The organism is Verrucomicrobia bacterium CG1_02_43_26, assembly GCA_001872735.1.
Classification (GTDB): Bacteria; Verrucomicrobiota; Verrucomicrobiia; order Opitutales; family CG1-02-43-26; genus CG1-02-43-26.
Map to the genome: position 1 here is coordinate 1 of MNWT01000002.1, position 21,431 is coordinate 21,431.

Sequence of the window (21,431 nt, forward strand, 5' to 3'; positions counted from 1 at the left end):
TCATTCTCAAAAACTCAACATATGCACGAAATCTGCCTGAAGATCTTCATTTACGAGTATAACCTTTCCCTTAAATCATTCGAGTCGTAAGCATTACCACTAAAAGTTTTTAAGCCATCTGAGAATACAATGCACCTGAGAGCATTGAAGGTAACCATTTAGCATACAGGATCGATTTATGGCAATAGCTAAAAGATATATCGAAAAACGACCCTACCACCAGCCCCTTTAGGGCCTGAGATGAAATACATCACTAACGTGAAATACTTATGAATGCTAAGCTTTTGGTGCTCTTCTGCCGCGGTTCCTTTTGTTTCCTCCCTTTTTAGGAGAAGGGACTGAACGAGAAGGTTGTTTTTTCTGGAGAACACTCCCCTCATCGTGGACTAAAAAGTCCATCTGACGTTGGAAACGGTCTACCTTGGTAACAATAACTTTAATTTCCTGGCCGACCTCAAAACGCTTTCTTGTTTTACGCCCCACAATGGCCAAGCCATCGCTTTCCAAGCGATACAAATCGTCCTTTAAAGAAGAAATTTTAATGAAACCGAACGCTAAGGAATCTGACAATTCCACAAACATGCCATGGTTACGCACATCGGTGACAATCGCGCGAAAAGGTGTTTTCACAGCCTTTTGATTTTCGCGCTCAAAGAACTCAAGCAACTTTACCTTAACAGACTCACGTTCGGCTTCGGTACTATTTTGCTCAGTGATACTTAAATGTTGCGCCATGCTTTCGAGCTCCCCGAGGTTGTACTTACGTGTCTCAATAGTAAGAGCTGTGGCGATGCGCTTGTTCTTCAAATAAGCATCGAAAACGCGGTGGACGACCAAGTCTGAGTAACGACGAATCGGGGATGTAAAATGCGTATAGTGTTCCTTGTGAAGGCCATAGTGACCATCAGCGCTAGCACGGTAACAAGCTTGTTTTAAACTTCTAAGAAACTGTATCTTGATACTGTAGCCCTGAGGATGTTTTTTAGCCTCCTCTAACAACTTGGTGATGGACTTGCGTTTATTCAAGTTACCACAAGGAATGTTGTGTGCGAGCAAAGTTTCGCCTAATTCGGCTAACTTTTCGGGATCGGGCTCATCATGCACACGTGATATTAAAGGCATCTTGGCATCGTATATGGCTTTGGCGACACATTCGTTTGCCATGAGCATAAACTCCTCGATCAGTTGGTGACTTTCATCATTTTCAACACGTTCGACTCGATCCGCGTAGCCCTCTTCATCGACATAAATTTTCACCTCAGGCATATCGAGCTCCAAGCTCCCTGCCTTCATTCTGGCTCGGCGCAAGTGGGCAGCTACGTTCCATAAATCCTTAATATTGCGCTGGAGCGTTAACAACTCATCGTCATCAAGATCCCGCAAATTTCGGCCCGTTGAACCGGTTTGATAAGCCTTGGGCATGGGAAGGTTCCGGATAGCCTCCAAGCTGTCCTTAGTCATAAACGCGTAAGCCTGCTTGTAGGTCAACCGCTTATTACTGCGGATAACAGTGTTAGCAAAAGCGGTTTCCTTAATACGACCCTCTTTGTTAAACGTTATAAAGACACATTTGGTTAAACGATCCTCTGCTTCGACCAAGCTGCATATGCCGTTAGATAAGGCATGCGGCAACATTGGGATTACAGTACCCACGAGATAAGTGGAGTTACCACGGCGCATGGCCTCTTTGTCTAATGCACTGCCAGGTTTCACATATGAACTGACATCCGCAATATGGATGCCTACCCGCATATCACCCTTAGGAAGATGTTCGACAGAAAGCGCATCATCAAAATCCTTTGCATCATCGGGATCAATGGTCATGGTGAACAAATTACGACAATCAAGGCGATGAGCCAAATCCTCGGGGCGCACCTTTTGGGAAATTCTTTCTGTTTCCTCCAAAACGTGGGTCGGGAAAGTGGTATCCAAGTTGAACTTATGTAAAATGGCATCAAATTCTGCCTTAGGGGAGTGTGTTGCTCCTAGAACGCTTATAATTTCGCCAAACGGATTTAAGTGGCGATGCTCCCACTCGAGCAAACGAACGACCACCTTTTCATCTAATTTAGGCAGCGGTGATAGACCGGATGCTTTGGGGTTGGAAACCAGGACATCTTGGACGATCCGAGGGTCATCCGGAATGACAAAATAAATATCGCGATTTTTCTTTAACGTACCTGTAATGGGCCTATGGGTACGCTTTAAGATACGAACGACCTTGGCATAAACGTTCTCATCTGCCCCCCCACGCTGGCGTTTTTTTCGACTCTGATAATTTTTCTTAACCCTTGCCAGTACACGGTCCTCATGAAGGGCTACCCCTGAATCCCAAGGCTCCACTTCTAAAGTGGGAAATTCACCCGGTTCATCCGGAATCACGACAGCGGCACCGCTTTTACGAAATTTGATCACCCCACAGACGAGGTCAGCATCTTTAGGCAATACGTAACGATCCTTTTTGACTCGCACAATGTTACCATTATCTAAAAGCTCATTAATCACCGATTCTAATTCACGCTTCTGCTTTTTATCGAGTTCTAAAGTCTCGAGAAGCTGTTCCATGGTTAAGGGAACGTATTTCGATTTACTCATCAAACAAAGTAAATCTTCAAGTATTGTACTATGGGGCATATCTTTAACTATCTTTTCTCTTTTTATTATCCCAGCCATAGTAGCAAGCTCAAGTTATTCCCGCAAGCCCTATAATATTGGTCACGTAAGGTATCAATTGTTTCTTTCGGCTCACCACTCCGGGTAAATCGAATATATTGCTTTCCTCTAAACGGGCGTATGAAATCTGATCAATAAACTCCTGGTTGCCCTGCACTACTAAAATGGAGTTCTGCGAATTAATATCCGTCACCAACAAGAGGGATATATCCAAGCTTTCCTCGGCTCTAAACTGTTCTAAAGCGCGAGATAAAACAGTTGAATAGTTCCAGAAGTTATCGAACCCGAGTTCCTCTATCTGGGAGACGGAATAACGCACGTTGCCCTCTTGGAATATTTTACAATCGGATTGAATGACACTATCCGGGTTATTACTCAAGATAATGGAACCGGAACTAAATATTAATTTTGCCAAATCGGTTGTGCTTGTGGCTGCTATTTTAGACAACCACCCCAGCATCTCTGAGTCTAAAGGAGTTGTCGTTGGGCTATTGAGATTTAAGGTATCTGAGATAACCCCACCCATCAGGATTCCCGCGATGGCAGGTGTTGGCATCAAGCCATCCTTTTTAAACATGCTGGCAACGATCGTACAGGTAGAACCAACGGGCTCGTTTCTAAACAAGATAGGTTGGTTTGTATGCACGTTACCTAGGCGGTGGTGATCCACGATTTCCAAAATAGTCACTTCACTCGCACCGGGAACGGCTTGGCTTAGCTCATTATGATCGACTAAAACGATCTTCTTTTTGGTCTGCTTTAAGATATCTGATTTTGAAAAAATGCCGATTAATTTTTTACGATCATCCGTTACAAAGTAAAGCGGGCTATACACCTGGGAGATCTTTTTACGGACTTTTGAGAGCACTTCATCCGCGCCAAAAATAACGACCTTTGACTGTATCAAAGAATGTAATTGTGTAGCTGAACGGATAATCCAAGACGTGGTCGCTGAATCATATTGGCTGATGATCATACTTACGCCATTTGCTTTTGCCATTTCGACAACCTCAGGCTCTACACCCAAGCCGCCTGTAATGACCAACAGACGCACACCCATCGAGATTGATTTTTCCTGAATGTTGGCACGATCCCCTACGACAATAATACTTTCCTCCGGGCCAATATTTTCTTCCTTAGTGAATCTGCCAAAAGAGTTAATCTCCATCGCGCCCACGCGAACATACAAATGCTCTACCCTATTTGGCTCGACTAAATTGATCACCTGAGCATCCAGAGAGCGCACGATAGAATCTATGCTTGTATGCACATGGCGCATACGCCTAGGCTCCTTTGGCTTAGGTATAAAAAACTCGCCCAATTGAAAAATAGAAACGAGACCCTTTAGCCCGCCATCGGCATCGATTACCGGCAAGGCACGAGAATCGTATTTATCGATCACTTCCAGGGCTTCCGCGCAAGTAGCATTCACGTCCACCTTATGAATGTCCGTCACCATAATATCACGCACACGAGGCGTAATATCGCCGATAAAGACAGGCAGTGGCACTTTAAATTTCTCTAAAATAGCATCTATACGAACATTGGTACTCCCACAACGCGCGGGCACATATCCTATTTCCCCTTTTGCCTCTTTATAAGCCGCATAGGCAATAGCAGAGCATATGGCATCCGCGTCTGGGTTTCTATGGCCGATGATGTAAATCGGGTCTCTTGGCGGCATTGTTCTTGGCATTTTTTGTTTTAATTTCCCTTATACTCTAACACTGTTGCGTTAGATGCGATTGCTTCGTGTATATTTCCGGTTAACTCACCTGAGCTTGACGTGTATTTCACTAATTGACCTCCTGAGGCGCTCAAATCGTTATACCACACAACATGGCCATCTAAATAAGCTACAAAACCACCCTCGCTTCCGTAGATACCCTCTGTTTCGGACCATCTACCATTGGACTGCAAACCACGAGTCCAGGCAACAGGAGTCGTTGCGGGATCGGCGTGGGCGGGTATGTCACTTGCAACAGCAACACTCACGGGAAAGCCGCTTATGTCCTTTGAATTCATTTTTTTAGGCACAGGCCCTTTATGTTGGCGTACAAGCGGGTCATCTTTAAATACCCAAATGTCTGTTTCTGTCAGCCCTACTTTTTGAGCAAAATCGGTTACGTTACTCGCTGAACTAAACTGGCCGCCGATGGACTGCATAGATGTTGCCAGCGCTATCTGCCTTAAATTATTCATGGCATTTGACTTACGCGCGCTCTGTACGACCTTTTGGCTCATAGGAACGAGTAAACCAGCCAATATGGCAATCACAGCGATGACGCCCAAAAGTTCAATTAATGTAAACCCCGCAGGCTGTTTTCCTCTGTTTTTAAATATAACCATATTCCTGAATAACAATTAACATTATACTAAACGCCTTCTACAGCTTTCCAAGAAAAAAATCCAGTGGCAGGTTTTTCCTAAAGGCAATTTCAAGAGGCGAGGCTTGTGAGATAACGGAAATCAGGCACCAATATGGGTCGTGTTTCTAGCTTTGGCTAAATCAACCTGGCGCTGTCTTTGAGAGAACCTTACGGCTTTTTCTGGAGTTAAGTTATTAAAACAACGCGGGCAAGATACACCCTTCCAGTATTCCGGTGATTCTTTATCCTCTTCAGTTATAGGGTATCTACAGCCATAACATTGATCATATTCGCCCTCAGCGAGACCATGGCCTACGGAAACTCGATTATCAAAAACAAAGCATTCGCCATCCCACATACTTTCCGCCTCTGGAACTGTCTCCAGATACTTCAATATACCGCCCTTGAGGTGGTAAACCTCCTTAAAACCCTTCTGCAACATATAGGAAGATGCCTTTTCGCATCGGATACCGCCGGTACAAAACATAGCCACCTTAGGATGCTTTTGAGGATCAAGATTACTCTCTACGTATTTTGGAAATTCTCTAAACGTCTGCGTCTGAGGATCTATTGCCCGTTGAAACGTTCCAATGGCATATTCATATTCATTACGCGTATCGACCACGATGACATCGGGATCAGAAATAATGTTATTCCAATCCTCTGGAGCCACGTAGGTACCTACGACTCTATTAGGATCCACTTCCGGTTGGCCTAAGGTTACAATTTCCTTCTTAAGCTTTATTTTGAGGCGATAGAATGGCATCTCCGCACAAAAAGATTCCTTATGATCCAGATCAGCAAAACGCTCATCGGCGCGCAAAAAGGCCAATACGTTATCCATTCCCTCTCGAGTTCCGGCAATAGTACCATTGATGCCCTCTTCAGCCAACAGAATCGTCCCACAGATCCCTTCCTTTGCCAGGAAGTCCTTCATTTTCGGCTGCAATTCTACATAATCCACTAACCGAACAAATTTATATAATGCGGCAACTACTATCCTATTTTCCATATATACTCTTGATCTCAAGGACTATAGTACAAATGACGCCATTTATCAATCCTTATTAGCCGAAAGAAGCGGAAAAGCCCATAGACACCTACCCTCCCGAGCGAGAGGCTCATAGGATGATAAAACCTGTTTCAGCAAAGACCTTAGGGATACTTCGCCGAGAAGTTTTGTGTCTGCTAGGTTTTTATTTAAAATGACTGCGTAGCCCTCGATGATCAATTCAAGTTATTCAGAAACTAACTCGTAACGTGTTTAGAATCTGAATTTTTCAACGATGCTAGGTAAAATCATTTTATGGTTTATCGCCTAAAAGGCTTTCCGGCATAAAATGATTTTACCTAGCATCGTTTTTTTTAGCAAGAGTATTTTTTTTTAATTTTTAATTTTTAATTTTGGAGGTTTGAGTTTTAATTTTGGAGGTTTATTGTATTTGGAATATTTGTTTTTTTAAATTAATTTGAGCCGTCCCAGGGCATTCTAAAGAGCCTTTTGAGGGTAATTAAATAAGACGAACATCCTAAATTTTATATTGGAGGCAAACCTCGCTATCTAGAATAGACCCCGTGACGATGTTGATATCCGAACTATTTCCGCAAAAGAAGGCTTGCCCATGGAGCTCTTAACACAAATAATCAGCAACCGTGTCAGACCATTCCATAGAATATTACAACCGCTACACAAAGCAGATTGAAACAGAAGCCGTTTACGGGGAGCCATTCCTTAAATTTCTGTATAACAATCCCATCGGCCGGCTATGCCTGAAAGGCTTTGTACGGAGACATTTACCCTCTAATCTGTATGGAAAGTTGATGGATTCTCGCCTTAGCAAGCGAAAGATCCTTCCCTTTATTGAAAAATACAAAGTAGACACAACAGAATTTCAAAAAGCACCCGCTGAGTTCACCTGCTTTAACGACTTTTTTATCCGTAAACTAAAGCCAGAAGCACGCCCGATTAACGAAGACGCGCATGCGATTGTTTTCCCCGCTGATGGGCGCCATTACTGCATTCCAGACTTATCCTCTTATGACGGTATATTAGTAAAAGGAAACGTCCTGCCGTTAGTAGACCTCCTAGGCTCCTTACAGCTTGCGGAGACGTATTTATCCGGCTCCATGGTTATCTCTCGCCTTTGCCCAACAGATTACCACCGTTTTCATTTCCCGATAACAGGCCATGTATCGACACCTAAGCTTATTAACGGGTACCTCTATTCCGTCAACCCGATTGCGCTGCGAAAGAACATACATATTTTTGCTCAAAACAAACGCTTTGTCACAACGATTAAAGTCCCATCCGGGAAAGAAATCGTGATGATAGAAGTGGGTGCGACCTGCGTGGGCTCAGTTTCCCACACCTATACGCCGAATACACAATGCGTAAAAGGCGCTGAGAAAGGTTTCTTTAGCTTTGGAGGTTCGACCGTAATCACGGTTTTTCCAAAAGGCTCTATTGAGTTTGAAAACGATCTGTTAGAACAAAGCGCCCACAAGCGCGAAGTATTTGCAAAAATGGGTGATAAAATGGGTTCTTTTTTATTGAAAAATACAGAATAGTCCGATACAGTTTTCAACATCGCGCCTGGATGGTGGAATTGGCAGACACGCCAGACTTAGGATCTGGTACCGCAAGGTGTGTGGGTTCGACTCCCTCTCCAGGCACCACTTTTAAACCCGCTACAAAAAGGCGGGTTTTTTTAGTTAGTAATATGATGCTTGAGGCTGGATTTCTCTATCAAAGTATCGGCAATTTTACTGCCAATAGCCAATGAAGCGGTTGCGGCGGGAGAAGGCGCATTGCAAACATGAATACATCTGTTTTGAGAATGAATGCTAAAATCATCCAAGAGCTTGCCATCGCGCGCACAAGCTTGAGCACGAACGCCTGCACCGCCAGGAACGAGATCATTTGCCTGAATCTCCGGGATTAACCGCTGCAGTGCCTTTACGAAAGCTTGTTTAGAGAAAGAGCGGTAAAATTCGCCAAACCCTGTTTTCCAGTATTTTGCGGCAACTTTCAAAAAACCAGGCCAGGTTAAAGCATCGTAAGTGTCTTTTAATGAAAAACTGGTTCGGGTATATCCCTCACGCTTAAACGCAAAGACAGCGTTTGGCCCAGCCTCTATACCCCCACGCACCATACGAGTGAAATGTACTCCCAGGAAAGGAAAAGCGGGATCCGGCACCGGGTAAATCAAATTCTTTACCAAATACTGCTTTTCCGGCTTAAGCATATAGTATTCACCTCGAAACGGCGTAATACGTAGCGGGAGATCGGGTTCGGTCATCTTTGCAACACGGTCAGATTGTAGCCCCGCACAACTGATCAAATAAGCGCCTTCATAAGTACCCTTATCGGTGATAACTTCGACATGATCGTTATCCTCTAGAATAGAAATAACCTTGGTGTTTAAAAGAATCTGGCCGCCCAAGTATTGGATTTTCTCAGCATACTTTTGGCAAGTTTGCTTGAAATCAATAATACCGGTCTGAGGCACCCACAACCCTGTTATACCATTAACATGGGGTTCTCTTTCCTTAATCTGCTCCGAGTTTATCCGGTTGATACCGGTTAGGCCATTAGCATCGCCACGCCTATGGAGCTCCTCCAACGCGGGAATTTCATCTTCACGAGTAGCTACGATTACTTTTCCGCAAATTTCGTGGGCAATATCATTTTCACGAGCAAAATGCACCAGATCATCATAACCCTCCTTGCAATTCTGGGCTTTTAGACTTCCTGGCTTATAATAGATACCGGAATGAATAACGCCGCTATTATTACCCGTTTGATGTTTCGCCAAACCGTTTTCCTTTTCCAAAAGGAGCACTTTTAGAGAAGTATTTTTTTGTAATAAACGAAGAGCTGTGGCTAAGCCAACAATACCTCCGCCGACAACGATAACATCAAACTTTTTCATTATTTTCTTTGGCGCATTCAATAATATCAGAATAAACAGCTCAATCATATTAATATCTTTAATGATCCCACAAGCTTGAATTTTGGAGGCCGAGCCGGTATTAGATAATAAAAAAGCGCCAAACGAATCGCTTGGCGCTTTTTATGAAAATAGTATGAAAGATTTTTAGCCGTTTTCCTTACCTGACTCACGAAGACGTTTGTTTTCCTGTTGTTTGCGTAAGTAATCAACATGGCGGCCGAGCTCGCTCAAAAATTCTGCTATTTGCTCAAAAGACGCATCTACGTCTTTCAGGTCCTCTAGCATTTTTTCGAATATTTTTTCGAGTTCCGGGTCTGTTTTATCCATAACGATCTTCAATAACTGATTGAAGAAAGATGAATTTAAAATATCCGTGCGTAAAGCGGCATAAACGTCAGCGTTGCTTAAAAGCTCATCCCCCCCTACTTGATCTGAGTAATTAATAAGCGCCTGAGCCACCATAGTAGACTTCAACTTATCGCTTGTTTCGGACTGGTTATGACCGATGATAGCATCTAAATCATGATTGAGATCTCTGGCAGCCGTTGCCAACGTTGTTATATTTTGGTTTTTACGTTCCAGCTTACCGATAAAAGATTCCACAGGGTTATTCTGCTTATGGAGATCACAAATGTACAATAATGAGCAAGGTGACTTAGAATAGCCATCTATCAGTTTTTCTTGTTGTTCAAGAGAAGCACCTTTAACCTCTTCTAGCAATGCACCTATTATAGTGGAAGGACGAAGAATATTATCGGTAATATATTCCACGAGGTCATTCGCTATTTCCTCTCGCTTCGTACCTGTTGTGCCCTCCAATTGCTGCAATATGCGAGCAACGTAAGCCGCCTTGATCTTGTCTCCCCCTAAGTAATTCTGATAGTTAAATAGTCCTTTATACTCACCATAAAGGCTACCTACGTCCTTACTACCAATACCCCGTTGACTACCTCCGTTACCTTGTACTCTATCCATAATTAAACTATAAATTAAATAAGCAAAAAGTCAACTTTATTTAATTTTAACATTAAATTAATTAATAAAATATTAAGACTAAGTTAAGGAAGTTCAAAAAATGGCCGATTTGTATTTTGGTACAATTTTTGCTATACTGGGAATAGAGAGAAATACATTTATGGATTGGTTATACACAAGCACCCGAGAAGTTCTTAATAATAAGGACGCTGATTTTATCAAAAAGGTATTAGGTGTTTCTGGAAATAATGCTCAGGCGTTTGATGAGCTTTTTTTAGACATCGAGACCAAAAACATGCTCTTGGACAATAAAGAGCTCTACGATGCGATTCTGCAATCGAAAGGTTATCTGGATATCTCCCCTGCCCTTTATTTTTATATACTCGTGCGCAGAATGTTACTCGAATGCGCGATCGATAATCGTGAGGTGGCAGACTATGTTAGTGGTATGTTAACAAAAGCCGTCCTTGTGGAAGAAGCTTTTAAGCAGGACATCACTGAAGGCAAAACGTATTACTATGTAACGGATTGCCTTAAAAAGATAGACCAGGCAACACCACGTGAGGAATTCTACCTACGAGTGCAGTTAGCGGATCAATCCCTTTTTATAACAGGCATCTTTCCTGACCATCTTAGACATCGTACGGATAGAAAGGCGGCCCCGGGGTTAGATTACTATGAAGCCATTGGGAGCAGGCAATACGAAGTGGCCGGCAAACATTGCCTTGCGGAAGAGTTTCAGCTCAATGGCGTCTTTTCGCTCCTTGGGCATGATTTCCCTGCGGCAAGAAAGGCGCTCAACCAGTTTACTGAAAAGTTAAACAACTTGGGCGAACAGCCTTTTAAGAATTATGAATTATAAATCATGAAATACACTGCCGGCATCATTGGATTAGGCCGTATCGGGAGCATTTTGGAAGATGATCCTTTGCGCATAAAACCCCATACTCACGCGGGGTTTTATAATGTACACCCCAAAATTGATTTGGCCTGCGGATGTGACGTTCTGCCCGAGCGACGTACCCTATTTAACCAACGTTACCCGAACACGCGCACTTATGATAACTTTCAATGCATGTTGCGAAACGAGCTCATCGATATAGCCAGCATAAGCGCTTACACCAAAGAGCGTTTTGATATGGCATACGAGTGCGCCCAAAATAGTGTTCGTGGGCTTTGGATTGAAAAACCGCTTGCGACCAGTATTCGTTACGCAAAAAAAATCAATCGCCTGATTAAAGAAGCGGAAATGACGGCTATAGTAGACCACAGAAGGCGCTTGGTACCCGAATTTATAGCAGTCAAAAATATTATTAACGAAGGTCGACTGGGTAATCTTAAAACGGTACATGTCTCTATGACAGGAGGGTTAATGCACACCGGTACGCATGCCTATGATGTTCTAGATTTCCTGTGCGGGGATTGGACAGAAATTCGAGGCAAGCTGGAAGGAAATTTTGACAACACGGATACTTCGGGCTTTGCCTGGATCTCGTTTAAGTCTGGTGTAGAGTCGTTCATTTCTTGCCAAAAGCGCAATTATTACATCTTCCAATTCGATTTTCAGTTTGACCAAGGTCGCATTATGCTAGGGAACGATATTTGCAAGGTTTATGGACCAGGGGATAGTAAGAACTACTCTCAAATCACGGAACTCTTTGAACAGAAAGACTACCCGCTATATGACCATCCAGGTTATTCGTTTTTTGATGATCTTGTGCTTTCCCTAGATGATCCCACTCGCCCGGTTATTAACTCGACACAGAACGCGATGAAGGCGCTTGAAATGGGTTGCGGGATATTTCAATCAAGCCTGGAAGGCGGCAAGATTATCCATCCGCATGACATCGATGAAGATCTCGTGATCGATTCTAAATAGCGTGTTTAATTAAAGAACTAGGCTTACCTCGAAGATCTATTGTTTCTTCATAAAGGGAATATTGGTTACGTAATGCTTGATCATAAGCCTCTTGTATCAATTGCTTAGCCTCTCCATCAGGCAGGGACTTTAACAACGGCCGGTAAACGTGTTCGATGTAGTAGTTGTCCGGTTCTACCATGACATAAAAACGAACATAATAGGCATCATCTCTATCCGTATCGATTGTTACAGTAGCCTTTTCACCGGGCTTTAAGCGAGTATCCTGAAATTCTTCCCATTTACCCTTCACATTACGAGCGATTCGTTGAATCACATAGATTTTTTTTGTACCTTCGATAGGCTCCTTGTTCTTATCTAAAAGCAAGCCGACTAACTCCACTCGCGGCACGATATAAGTTGGGAAACGGTGGCCAACCATTAACGCCTGCAATGTCAAGGTTGCTGCGCTATCCCCTACAGTTGAATAGATACGCACGCCACTTTGAGTCATCTCCTTATCATGAATACCCCTGAAGTAATGTTTTTTATCCGGCATGTGGCAAGACTGGCACGTACGATTTGCGTGGGCAAAGGGGCTCTCTAACCATTCTTGATAAGTATTCTCCAGAGGCTTGCCATTGACGGCGTTGTCTTGAGGAAATTGATGGCAACGGGCGCAAAAATAACTATCTGAAAACCAATTTACCTGAATAGCATTGGGGTGCATCTTAATAGAGTATCGGTTGGCTAGCTCCTCTGTGATCTTAGCGGGACCGACAATCTCTTGCCCCCGCACGTGGCAACTAGCGCACATGACACCATGTTCGGCCAGCCCCATACTTCTTTCCCGGGCCCATTTGAAAAGATTACCTTGATGCATCGCTTCGTCCTGCTGCTCAGCCAAGGGAGCATGGCACGTGAGGCAATTTCGGGCATCTGAGTCCTTATAATCCATAATCTGCCCCACCAAACCAGGTGAAAAGGCCTTTGAGTGCTGGCTACCCTGCCACTCTTGATATTTATCCGCATGGCAAGTGGCGCAATATTGTGGTGCGAAACTATCATCCAGCCCCTGATGTTGCACAGGCAACTGCCAGTGATCCACTACTGTGGGCGGCTTTTGCGCGTAAAGAATAGGAAACATGGCATGTAGGCAGAATAGCCCTATACCTACCCTCAACAAATGCTGATAAATGGAGTACATGCGAGACGGGAAAACAAACGAAATAACGAACGCAACCTTATATAGCACTGTGCATTAAGTCAAGAACCGCGAAAAAAAGATTAAATCCACAAAAAAACCATCCTGTAAACATCTACAAAAGAAGACAGCAGACAGCCACACAAGCAAGATTACGGCAAATAAGGTTTGTCTTAAAGGCCTATTTACCCTAACATAATCAAAAATTATCTATGGCAAACGATCAAGAAGCGCTCATTCCGATGGCACACCCTTCGATAAGGCTAGAAGTCTTTGAAGGGCCGCTTGATCTATTGCTATTTTTGATCCGTAGAAACGAAATCGATATCTATGACATTCCGATTGAATCGCTCACCAAACAATATCTAGAAACACTTTATCAACTTAAGCAACTAGACCTGGATCTAGCGGGTGATTTTTTTGTGATGGCGGCGACCTTAATGTACATCAAAAGCCGTATGCTGTTACCCGCCCAAGAGAGCGCCGCGGTGGAAGAATCCGAGGAGGAGCCCTCTGACCCCAGATGGGAGTTGGTGCAGCAGCTCATTGCTTACAAGAAGATCAAGGAACGCGCAAAGGATTTGGATCAACTCATTCAATCCAAACAGGATTTCCTGCCCCGGCGTGTTGAAGAAGAACAAATACCAGCGTCCCTGCGCCCGATTAAGGATATTGACCACATGGATCTCTGGCAGGCTTTTAACAATGTACTCCACCGCCTCTCAGAAAAGATTCATATTGGGCAAATTCATGACGAGCAAGTCACCGTTGCAGAACAGATGGCCTATTTACTCAACAGGCTTAACGTACAAAAAGAAATTTATTTTTCAGAATTAATTCAAGAGGGCTTTAGTTTCATGCGTATGGTGTCGACTTTCTTGGCATTACTGGAACTCACTCGTATGAAGAAATTGTGCTTGGAGCAAGATTGCAATTTTGCGGATATATTGTGCAAAAAAATGGATCCTGATTCAAACGAAGCTTGAGCCTTCCTTTGATTTATTGCAAAAATTGTGTTATCTTTAAAGTTGTATGAATAATAAACGTTTTAATAATTCCATTACAAAGAAGGAAGCCCACCTACTCGGCATTGGCCTGGATAATGATGACGGCCATAAGCGCATTACTCGCGCGGAACAGTTTTCCGTCCTCGGCGGCTCTGAGGAAACCCACGAGCGCATGACAGAAACGCTTATAAGAACCTTTGAAGCACTGAAACAGAGAGGGAAAACTCTGGAAACTACCGAACCCAACGAGCTCACCGATATCATCAACCAAAGCCGCTCCTAGGCTAAAAAGTGAGCCATTGCCTTGACCTTTTTGATTTCACGGCTATAGATTAACACTAGCAAGTATTTCATCTTAAAACTTAGAAAATTATGGCTTCTGAAAATATCAAAGAACTCAATGACGCGACTTTTGAAAGCGCCCTTAAAGAAGGCGGCAACAAACCTATTGTAGTAGACTTCTGGGCACCATGGTGTGGCCCTTGTAAGGCTTTGGGCCCTATACTGGAAGAGCTTGCAAAAGAATTGGGGGATAAAGCCCAAATCTGCAAAGTCAATGTTGACGACAATGTAGAAATTGCCGGAAAGTTCCAGATACGCGCGATCCCCACCATAGGTATTTTTAAAGACGGCAGAATGGTTGACCAGATCGTTGGCTTAGCAACGAAGACAGACCTCAAAATCAAAATTGAGTCCTTCTGCTAAATCATTACAAAATCAGTTTTAAAAAGGCTCCTGTTTAAGGAGCTTTTTTATTGCCCGCTATTACTGATGACAATACCAATGGAGAGCAAAAAGGAATAGGCCAACATCAGCTGGGCCGTCCTTGTAAATATCTTATTATACAGTCCACCGGAGCTACAGGTGGCCAATTGGGTGATTAAAGCAAACGCAAAGGGTAGTGTTAACCAACACAAGAAAGGTGCCATACCATAGCCAAAGGCGTACAGGCATATAGGCACCCCAAGCGCCAATAGATAGTTTCCTACGTACAATATAAAGCCAAAGCCACGCCCAAAGCGCACAATAATAGTATTTTTACCAGCCTTCTGGTCTGTCTCCATGTCCCTTATATTATTGACGTTGAGCGTATTTACCGAAAGCAACCCCACTCCGGCACCAACGAGAAAGACCTCCGGCGCAAAGTAGCCTGCCTGCACATAAAACGTAAACCCGACTGCGATTAACCCAAAAAAGATCAATACAAACAAATCCCCCAGCCCGATACAAGACAGCGGATAAGGGCCCGCGGAGTAAGCAACCGCACATACTAAACTCAGCAAACCAACCAGGAGTAGCCAAGCGCCCCCGAAGTACATCAACCAGAGGCCAAAGAACATTCCTAGCATGAAGACGAATATCATGCCCCATTTCATAGATTCCGCGGAAATCCAGCCTGAGGCCACTGCACGCTTAAAACCGACTCGGTCTTTTGTGTCTATCCCGCGCTTATGGTCATAGTAATCATTCGCAAAATTAGAGCCAATCTGCATAAAAATGGCAAATAGCAAGCAAAGCAAAGCCGGCAAAAACTGAAACATATTGACGTTAAACGCCATCGCGCTCCCCACCATTACCGGGGCTATTGTTGCCGGAAGCGATTTAGGGCGTGTTGCAAAAAACCAAGCCTTTACGGGCGTTATTTGAGCAGACGTAGTATATGTAGACATAATCAACCCTTTTAAATAACCCCATCTCACTTGTCCAGCCAATTCCCACCTGCTTAATTATGCGGATCAAAACCTCACTTAGTGATTTCCTTTTTGGCTTTAAATATGCTATATTGAACACATGAGATTGCCTCACTTATCCAAGCTATTTTACACCCTAGTACTCACCTGCACGCTTTTTTTTGGCTTGGAAATGGCGCACGCGGCTCGAACCCAAAACCAGGACTTCGAGGTCACGGAAAAAATGCGTGCTGAAACGCGCTACGTCATCCAATCTCTTGAAAATCTACACTATAGCGGCAAGCCCTTTACCAGCATTCAGCCACAAGAGATTGTCAAAAACTATATCAGCGACCTGGACATGAATCACCTCTTTTTTCTAGAACCTCAGGTGACGGATTATATCGAGCGATTCTCCCCCACGCTAGATGTTTATCTACAGCAAGGCAATATCTACCCCGCGTTCATTATTTTCAAAAACTATAGAGAGCAAGCCAACAACCGACTACAATGGGTTTTTAAACGACTCAAAGAACCGTTCCATTTCGATACTCCAGATGAATTTAAGCCCAATCGCCGGGAAGAGAACTGGCCTAAAACAGAAGCAGAGGCAGACTTACTCTGGGAAAAACGCCTAAAATATGAACTCCTGAACGAAATTTTAAGCGAAGACAGCAAGAAAAGCGTCACTAAACCAGAAACAACCTACGAAGAAAAAGCAAAAGAAAATGTCCTCAAGCGCTACCAAAGGCTTCTCACCGCGATCAATAAAATTGATGCCAATGAAGTACAGGAGATTTTCCTCACCACGATCACTCAAATTTATGACCCCCATTCAACCTTCCTTTCCTCGGATTCCTTAGAAGACTTTAGTATATCTTTACATAACTCCTTAATCGGCATTGGAGCTATTTTATTAGATGAAGACGGCTACTGTACGGTTAAAGAACTGATCCCCGGTGGCCCTGCCGCTCTGAGCAAACAGATCAACGTGGGAGACAAAATCATAGGTGTTTCACAAGGAGGCAAGCCGTTTGTGGACATCATTGGAATGAAGCTGCGCGATGCGGTTGATCTCATTAGAGGAAAGCAAGGGAGCGAAGTTCACCTTCTTATAAGCCCCGCCGAAAATGGAGACCCCGCAAACCGTAAAACGGTCATCTTGGTTCGAGAGCCGATTAAAATTTCAGCTAATATATCTAGTGCCCGACTCTACGAACTCCCTGATGGCGACAAGACTGTAAAAATAGGGGTCATCGATGTGCCCGCTTTTTATGGCCCTACTGATAATGATACCAGCGCCCATAGTACTACAGAAGACGTTGCCGAACTCATTAAAAAACTACAAGCACTCGGTATAGAAGGCCTTATCTTGGATCTGCGCAACAATGGCGGCGGTTTATTAAATGAAGCGGTGAGCCTTACCGGTTTGTTTATACCGATTGGCCCGGTTCTACAGGTTAGAGATTCATTTGGCCGCGTTAAAGAATACTTTGACACCAATCCCAGAGTAGCCTGGAAAGGACCATTGATTGTTTTAACGTCGCGGTACAGTGCATCTGCTTCTGAAATTGTTTCGGGAGCGTTAAAAAGCTACAAAAGAGCTATCGTTGTGGGGGATGCGTCTACCCATGGTAAGGGAACGGTACAAGTTATCCTAGAAGTGGATCGCCCGATGTTTGCGCCTTGGGCAAAACAGCAAAAAATGGGTGCTACCAAGATCACCATTCAAAAATGGTATCTGCCGGACGGTAACTCTATCCAACTCAAAGGGGTTCCTTCTGATATCACCATACCCTCTGTGAACGACTATTTACCTATCGGCGAATCTGATCTCCCGAATGCGCTTGAGTGGGATGCCATTCACCCCCTCCCTTGGGAAGACATGGATACCTTCCGCGACTATGTTGCACCGGTTAAAGAAAGCTCTCTTGTCAGTTTACGTGAAGCAAGCCAGAAGCGCCAACAAACCCTCGAAGAATTTAAATTCTTAAACAACAATATAAATCGCTTCAAAGAAAAGCAGGAAAATAAAGAGGTTTCACTCGATCTTAAAAAACGCATTCAGCTACTCAACGATGATGAGCTTTTCCGAAATCAAGCTAAAGACGAATTGAGAGCGCTGGCAAAAAACAACTTTAAGTTTGAGCCCATCACCTTAAACGGATACGAGAATGTGCCCATTACCGAAAACATGGATGATAATGAAGCGCTGCTCGATCCCAATGATACCGACACGGAGAAGTTGCCTGAGTTTGATGTTGATTTACGCGAAAGCCTACGCGTGATGAAGGACTGGTTGAATATCAGAAACGCCAGGATACCGGATCAAGCATTGGCCTCACAAACCGAAGCGCCCAATAGCAAACAGGATAAATAAAGAGGCAAGAACCGTTTTTATTCTTTTTTTAGCTTCTTTTGATTATCGGGTACTTTTGGATTTTCTCGATCTTTTCGCTTGAGTGAGTTCGAGCCAAAATCCAGCACAGTAGGTTCACCTAGTAAATCCAGAAAGGTAGGTTCACGGAATAAAAACCCATCTCCTTTAAATAGATTAATGTCAAAATCATTTTCTATTTGAGTGTCGTCCTCCTCATCGGAAAAATCCCTCACCACGAACTCCTCAATCAGAAGCTTATTGAATATAATTCTTTTTTCTTCGGATAAATTATCTAATACATAATTTTTCAGATCACCATCGTTACAAATTTCGTCAATTAGAGGCTCATCTAAATCAATCTCTAATTGAAGGACTTCATTAAATGTTTCATCAGAAAACGCATTTAGAAGCTTTACGAATAACGGCTTATCGTCATGCGCTAAGTGAAGCAAAATACACCTATCCTCTTCATTGCGTTCATAGTCAGTGATCAACAAGGTAAATAATAATTCCTCAGGGATAAGCTCGATTAGTTTGGCAATTTCTTGAGTGTCATCAATTTGCTTAAACAGCTTTTCCAAAGACGGTGCTAATGCGTCAAGTAGTCTTGCGTATATTTCCCAGTATTCTGTTTTAAGGATATCAAGGTCAACTTTCCCAAAAGCGAGCATACTAGTAATAAAAAGCTCTTTTGCCATCCAGGTTTCAAAAGCGGAATAGTTTTGAGGGGCATCAACTTCTTCTTTGATTTTTTTGCGATATTCAATGGTATTTTCCCAATAGACTTCTTTCTGCTCAAGCGCTTTAATTGCCCATAACAGCTGAAGCGCTAACTTAGGGTTAAAGTAAGTACAATTACCGGTTATTTGTTCTTCAGGATGAAGCAATCCTTCAAAAATGAGCCTTAGGTTCTTTTCAAGATAAGGGCTCTTTTTCTTTGCGAGCTCTATCTTCTCCTTGAAATTGAGTTTTTCATTATCATCTACCGATTGCTCGATTTTAAATATATTAATACCTGGTAATTTTTTACCGATAAGATCCTTGTTTTCTGTATGCCATCCATAGCCATTACTGTTCTGTTTATCTTTTAAGGAAACGGAATCCCCCCCTCCATTACAATCTAACAAAAACTGATTTAAGAAAACATAAGCTTTGGTATGCCCGTCTTCATCACAATAATCGATCTTAGCTTTTAACGTTTCACCTTTTTTTGTATGAGTGAAATCTACCCAGTCCGATGTATTTGCAAGCTTAAATAACTCTGTAGCGATAGGATCCTTTGTTTTCACACCATAAATGGATAGAAAGCGGTTAATGCTACTACGCATGGTCATTGCGAAAGCACCCGATGTAACATTCAACACATGCCCCAAATAGTGGGTATTATAGATAATTTGAGAAATGTTCAATTTCTCTAACGGGAGATTTTTTTCCAATATATCGTATACTTTCTGCTCCAATGCACATTCGAGAAGACCCCCTGCTTTTACAAACGTTTTATTTTTTAATATATCTGGCGTGCCTACACAGCGAAACAGTTTGGCGATAAAATCACGATTGCCAGAATCGAAAGCCAACTCAAGCCAATCCTTATCAAATTTTGTACACAAATCAATAGCGGCACCTTGAGCATATAGCAATTTAAGGATATCATATTTTGCGTAATAGCATGCTAGCAGAAAAGGTGTATATCCCCCCTTATCTCTTGGCTCATCTATATCTTTTTTATTTTGTGCCCATTCCACCAAGATCATTTTTACACACTCTATATTGCCCCCTTCTACGGAAGCCATCAAGATACTAAATCCAAGCCTCTTTGTCTGAAAACTTACATCATAATTGCTATATTCTTTCAAAAAATATTGGAGCACTCTTGGACAGCCATTAAAGGCTGCGTTATACACAGCTACTGTTGAAATCGTAGTATTCTCATCATAGAAACCATCGCTATCTTGTTTCTTTTCTGATTTCAACACCAGCTCAACCAACTCCTTTATCGCTGCTTCTTGCGCAAAATTTAGGCGATTAAAGCCATCACTATCCTCGCATTGCAGCTCTAATTCCTCAAAAAAGCTACTCATGCCATACTTCCTCGCAATAAATAAGGAGCAAAATGTACCGATAAATCGATTGATATCAGCAGGCTTTAATAACTGATCGTCCATTAGTTCAGGTTTTATAAATTCAATTTTTCTGTCAGAAAGATCTGTATCATCCCCACCGAGTAAAAAAAACACTTCCAACGCTGGGTGATCAAAAACGAGTTGCTTTGCGTCAATCTGCTTTCCCGTTTTATTAAAATAGTACTGATTGATCGCTTCAAAAGCCTTTTTGACACTTTCTTCACCCATCAATACTTTCTTTAGGTGAGCGGCAGTAAAAAGATCGCTAATAACATAGTCATTCTTGCTTGATGATATATTAATGGATGAAAAGCCAGACGTAGAATAAGAATAATCATGCAAAATAACACCAGAAGTGTCTAATGACTTGGTTTTTTGATAAATTACTTTACGACTTACATTCACTATCATTAACTATAACAAATAATTATAAAATAAACTGTAATTATATTCAACAAAAAACAGCTTAGCAATCTAATAATACAGATACAACTGAGGGTAATGTGTATGATTCGAACGATAAGACAAAAAAGAGTTTAAAAAAGGGAAGTAAAGAGATGTAATGAAGGAGTGGTTCAAGAAACGATCAAATGCTATCGTTGCGGGAGTCAAGATGTTGTAAAAAACGGGAAGGCACCGAATGGGAAACAGAAGTACAAGTGCAACGCCTGTGGGAAACAGAGTCGGGAAAACCCGAGTGAAAACGGCTACAGTGAACAAAAGCGAGAAAAGATCCTGAAAGCATATGGAGAAAGAAGTTGCTTAAGAGGGTTGCAAAGGGTTTTTGGCGTAGCGCCAAAAACCGTAATAGAATGGCTAAAAAAAAAGCCCAGAACATAGGCTGTTTTTTTTGAGACATTATTGCCCGCTAGGCCAGATGACATATTGGAACTGGATGAGCTATGGTCTTTTGTTGAAAAGAAAAAGAATCCGCAGGGGATTTGGGTGGCATTATGTCGACGAACAAAGCAAATAGTATCATGGTCAGTAGAACCGCGGGACTGGTATCGTTGTTATCAGCTGTGGCAAGGAATGCCGCAAGAGTATAAAGGCTGCCATAGCTTCAGTGATTACTGGGGTAGCTGTAGAGAAGTGTTCAGCAATCAAACCCACAAAAGCGTGGGTAAAGAAAGTGGTCAAACAGCTCACATTGAGCGTTGGAATAATACGCTTAGACAACGTCTGGGTCGATTTGTTCGCAAAACGCTTTCGTTCTCAA

The 21,431-nt window shown here is 42.8% G+C and carries 17 protein-coding genes and 1 tRNA gene; 9 read left to right on the top strand and 9 right to left on the bottom strand.

The annotated features are described in order from the left end of the window. Positions 1 to 276 precede the first annotated feature (276 nt). The 4 genes from AUJ82_00080 to AUJ82_00095 all read right to left on the bottom strand — a co-directional run bounded on the left by AUJ82_00080 (position 277) and on the right by AUJ82_00095 (position 6,054). Entirely contained in the window at positions 277 to 2,673 is a 2,397-nt protein-coding gene (locus AUJ82_00080; GenBank protein ID OIO61051.1) for a ribonuclease R, read from the bottom strand. A gap of 10 nt (positions 2,674 to 2,683) precedes the next feature. Continuing rightward, complete coding sequence (locus AUJ82_00085; GenBank protein ID OIO61052.1) at positions 2,684 to 4,369, bottom strand: pyrophosphatase; 1,686 nt, start codon at positions 4,367 to 4,369, stop codon at positions 2,684 to 2,686. An 8-nt stretch (positions 4,370 to 4,377) separates the two neighbouring features. After that, positions 4,378 to 5,022 (bottom strand): hypothetical protein, encoded by a 645-nt coding sequence (locus AUJ82_00090; protein OIO61053.1) that lies wholly within the window; start codon positions 5,020 to 5,022, stop codon positions 4,378 to 4,380. 120 nt (positions 5,023 to 5,142) lie between these two features. Next, positions 5,143 to 6,054 (bottom strand): hypothetical protein, encoded by a 912-nt coding sequence (locus AUJ82_00095; protein ID OIO61054.1) that lies wholly within the window; start codon positions 6,052 to 6,054, stop codon positions 5,143 to 5,145. A gap of 641 nt (positions 6,055 to 6,695) precedes the next feature. Between AUJ82_00095 and AUJ82_00100 the strand changes: the two genes are divergently transcribed. Further along, positions 6,696 to 7,610, top strand: a complete 915-nt coding sequence (locus tag AUJ82_00100; GenBank protein OIO61055.1) for a phosphatidylserine decarboxylase — start codon at positions 6,696 to 6,698, stop codon at positions 7,608 to 7,610. A 23-nt stretch (positions 7,611 to 7,633) separates the two neighbouring features. Continuing rightward, positions 7,634 to 7,718, top strand: a tRNA-Leu gene (locus tag AUJ82_00105). A gap of 32 nt (positions 7,719 to 7,750) precedes the next feature. Here AUJ82_00105 and AUJ82_00110 read toward each other — a convergent pair. Both AUJ82_00110 and AUJ82_00115 read right to left on the bottom strand, forming a co-directional pair. Further along, positions 7,751 to 8,974 carry a hydroxyglutarate oxidase gene (locus tag AUJ82_00110; GenBank protein ID OIO61065.1) on the bottom strand — a complete coding sequence of 408 codons (1,224 nt, stop codon included), beginning with the start codon at positions 8,972 to 8,974 and terminating at the stop codon, positions 7,751 to 7,753. Between the two features lie 165 nt (positions 8,975 to 9,139). Beyond that, the gene (locus AUJ82_00115) at positions 9,140 to 9,970 is read right to left on the bottom strand and encodes a hypothetical protein (GenBank protein ID OIO61056.1); all 831 of its coding nucleotides are present in this window, start codon (positions 9,968 to 9,970) and stop codon (positions 9,140 to 9,142) included. A 100-nt stretch (positions 9,971 to 10,070) separates the two neighbouring features. On the opposite strand from AUJ82_00115, the gene AUJ82_00120 reads away from it, so the two are divergent. Both AUJ82_00120 and AUJ82_00125 read left to right on the top strand, forming a co-directional pair. Then, a complete protein-coding gene (locus tag AUJ82_00120) occupies positions 10,071 to 10,832 on the top strand; it encodes a hypothetical protein (GenBank protein OIO61057.1) in 762 nt (253 codons plus the stop codon). A gap of 3 nt (positions 10,833 to 10,835) precedes the next feature. After that, entirely contained in the window at positions 10,836 to 11,849 is a 1,014-nt protein-coding gene (locus AUJ82_00125; protein OIO61058.1) for a hypothetical protein, read from the top strand. On the opposite strand, the gene AUJ82_00130 is transcribed toward AUJ82_00125, so the two are convergent. Next, positions 11,842 to 12,975: a hypothetical protein gene (locus tag AUJ82_00130; protein ID OIO61059.1), complete on the bottom strand. Its 1,134-nt coding sequence runs from the start codon at positions 12,973 to 12,975 to the stop codon at positions 11,842 to 11,844. The genes AUJ82_00125 and AUJ82_00130 overlap by 8 nt on opposite strands. A gap of 299 nt (positions 12,976 to 13,274) precedes the next feature. Between AUJ82_00130 and AUJ82_00135 the strand changes: the two genes are divergently transcribed. The 3 genes from AUJ82_00135 to AUJ82_00145 all read left to right on the top strand — a co-directional run bounded on the left by AUJ82_00135 (position 13,275) and on the right by AUJ82_00145 (position 14,744). Continuing rightward, a complete protein-coding gene (locus AUJ82_00135) occupies positions 13,275 to 14,018 on the top strand; it encodes a chromosome segregation protein ScpA (protein OIO61066.1) in 744 nt (247 codons plus the stop codon). A 46-nt stretch (positions 14,019 to 14,064) separates the two neighbouring features. Then, the gene (locus AUJ82_00140; protein OIO61060.1) at positions 14,065 to 14,322 is read left to right on the top strand and encodes a hypothetical protein; all 258 of its coding nucleotides are present in this window, start codon (positions 14,065 to 14,067) and stop codon (positions 14,320 to 14,322) included. Between the two features lie 89 nt (positions 14,323 to 14,411). After that, positions 14,412 to 14,744 carry a thioredoxin gene (locus AUJ82_00145; protein ID OIO61061.1) on the top strand — a complete coding sequence of 111 codons (333 nt, stop codon included), beginning with the start codon at positions 14,412 to 14,414 and terminating at the stop codon, positions 14,742 to 14,744. Positions 14,745 to 14,791: 47 nt separating this feature from the next. On the opposite strand, the gene AUJ82_00150 is transcribed toward AUJ82_00145, so the two are convergent. Further along, positions 14,792 to 15,709: a 1,4-dihydroxy-2-naphthoate octaprenyltransferase gene (locus AUJ82_00150; protein OIO61067.1), complete on the bottom strand. Its 918-nt coding sequence runs from the start codon at positions 15,707 to 15,709 to the stop codon at positions 14,792 to 14,794. 121 nt (positions 15,710 to 15,830) lie between these two features. Between AUJ82_00150 and AUJ82_00155 the strand changes: the two genes are divergently transcribed. Continuing rightward, positions 15,831 to 18,089 (top strand): hypothetical protein, encoded by a 2,259-nt coding sequence (locus AUJ82_00155; protein OIO61062.1) that lies wholly within the window; start codon positions 15,831 to 15,833, stop codon positions 18,087 to 18,089. 17 nt (positions 18,090 to 18,106) lie between these two features. On the opposite strand, the gene AUJ82_00160 is transcribed toward AUJ82_00155, so the two are convergent. Beyond that, a complete protein-coding gene (locus AUJ82_00160; protein OIO61063.1) occupies positions 18,107 to 20,623 on the bottom strand; it encodes a hypothetical protein in 2,517 nt (838 codons plus the stop codon). A 159-nt stretch (positions 20,624 to 20,782) separates the two neighbouring features. Here AUJ82_00160 and AUJ82_00165 point away from each other — a divergent pair, with 159 nt between their 5' ends. Then, positions 20,783 to 21,052: a hypothetical protein gene (locus AUJ82_00165; protein OIO61064.1), complete on the top strand. Its 270-nt coding sequence runs from the start codon at positions 20,783 to 20,785 to the stop codon at positions 21,050 to 21,052. The last annotated feature ends 379 nt before the right edge of the window (positions 21,053 to 21,431 follow it).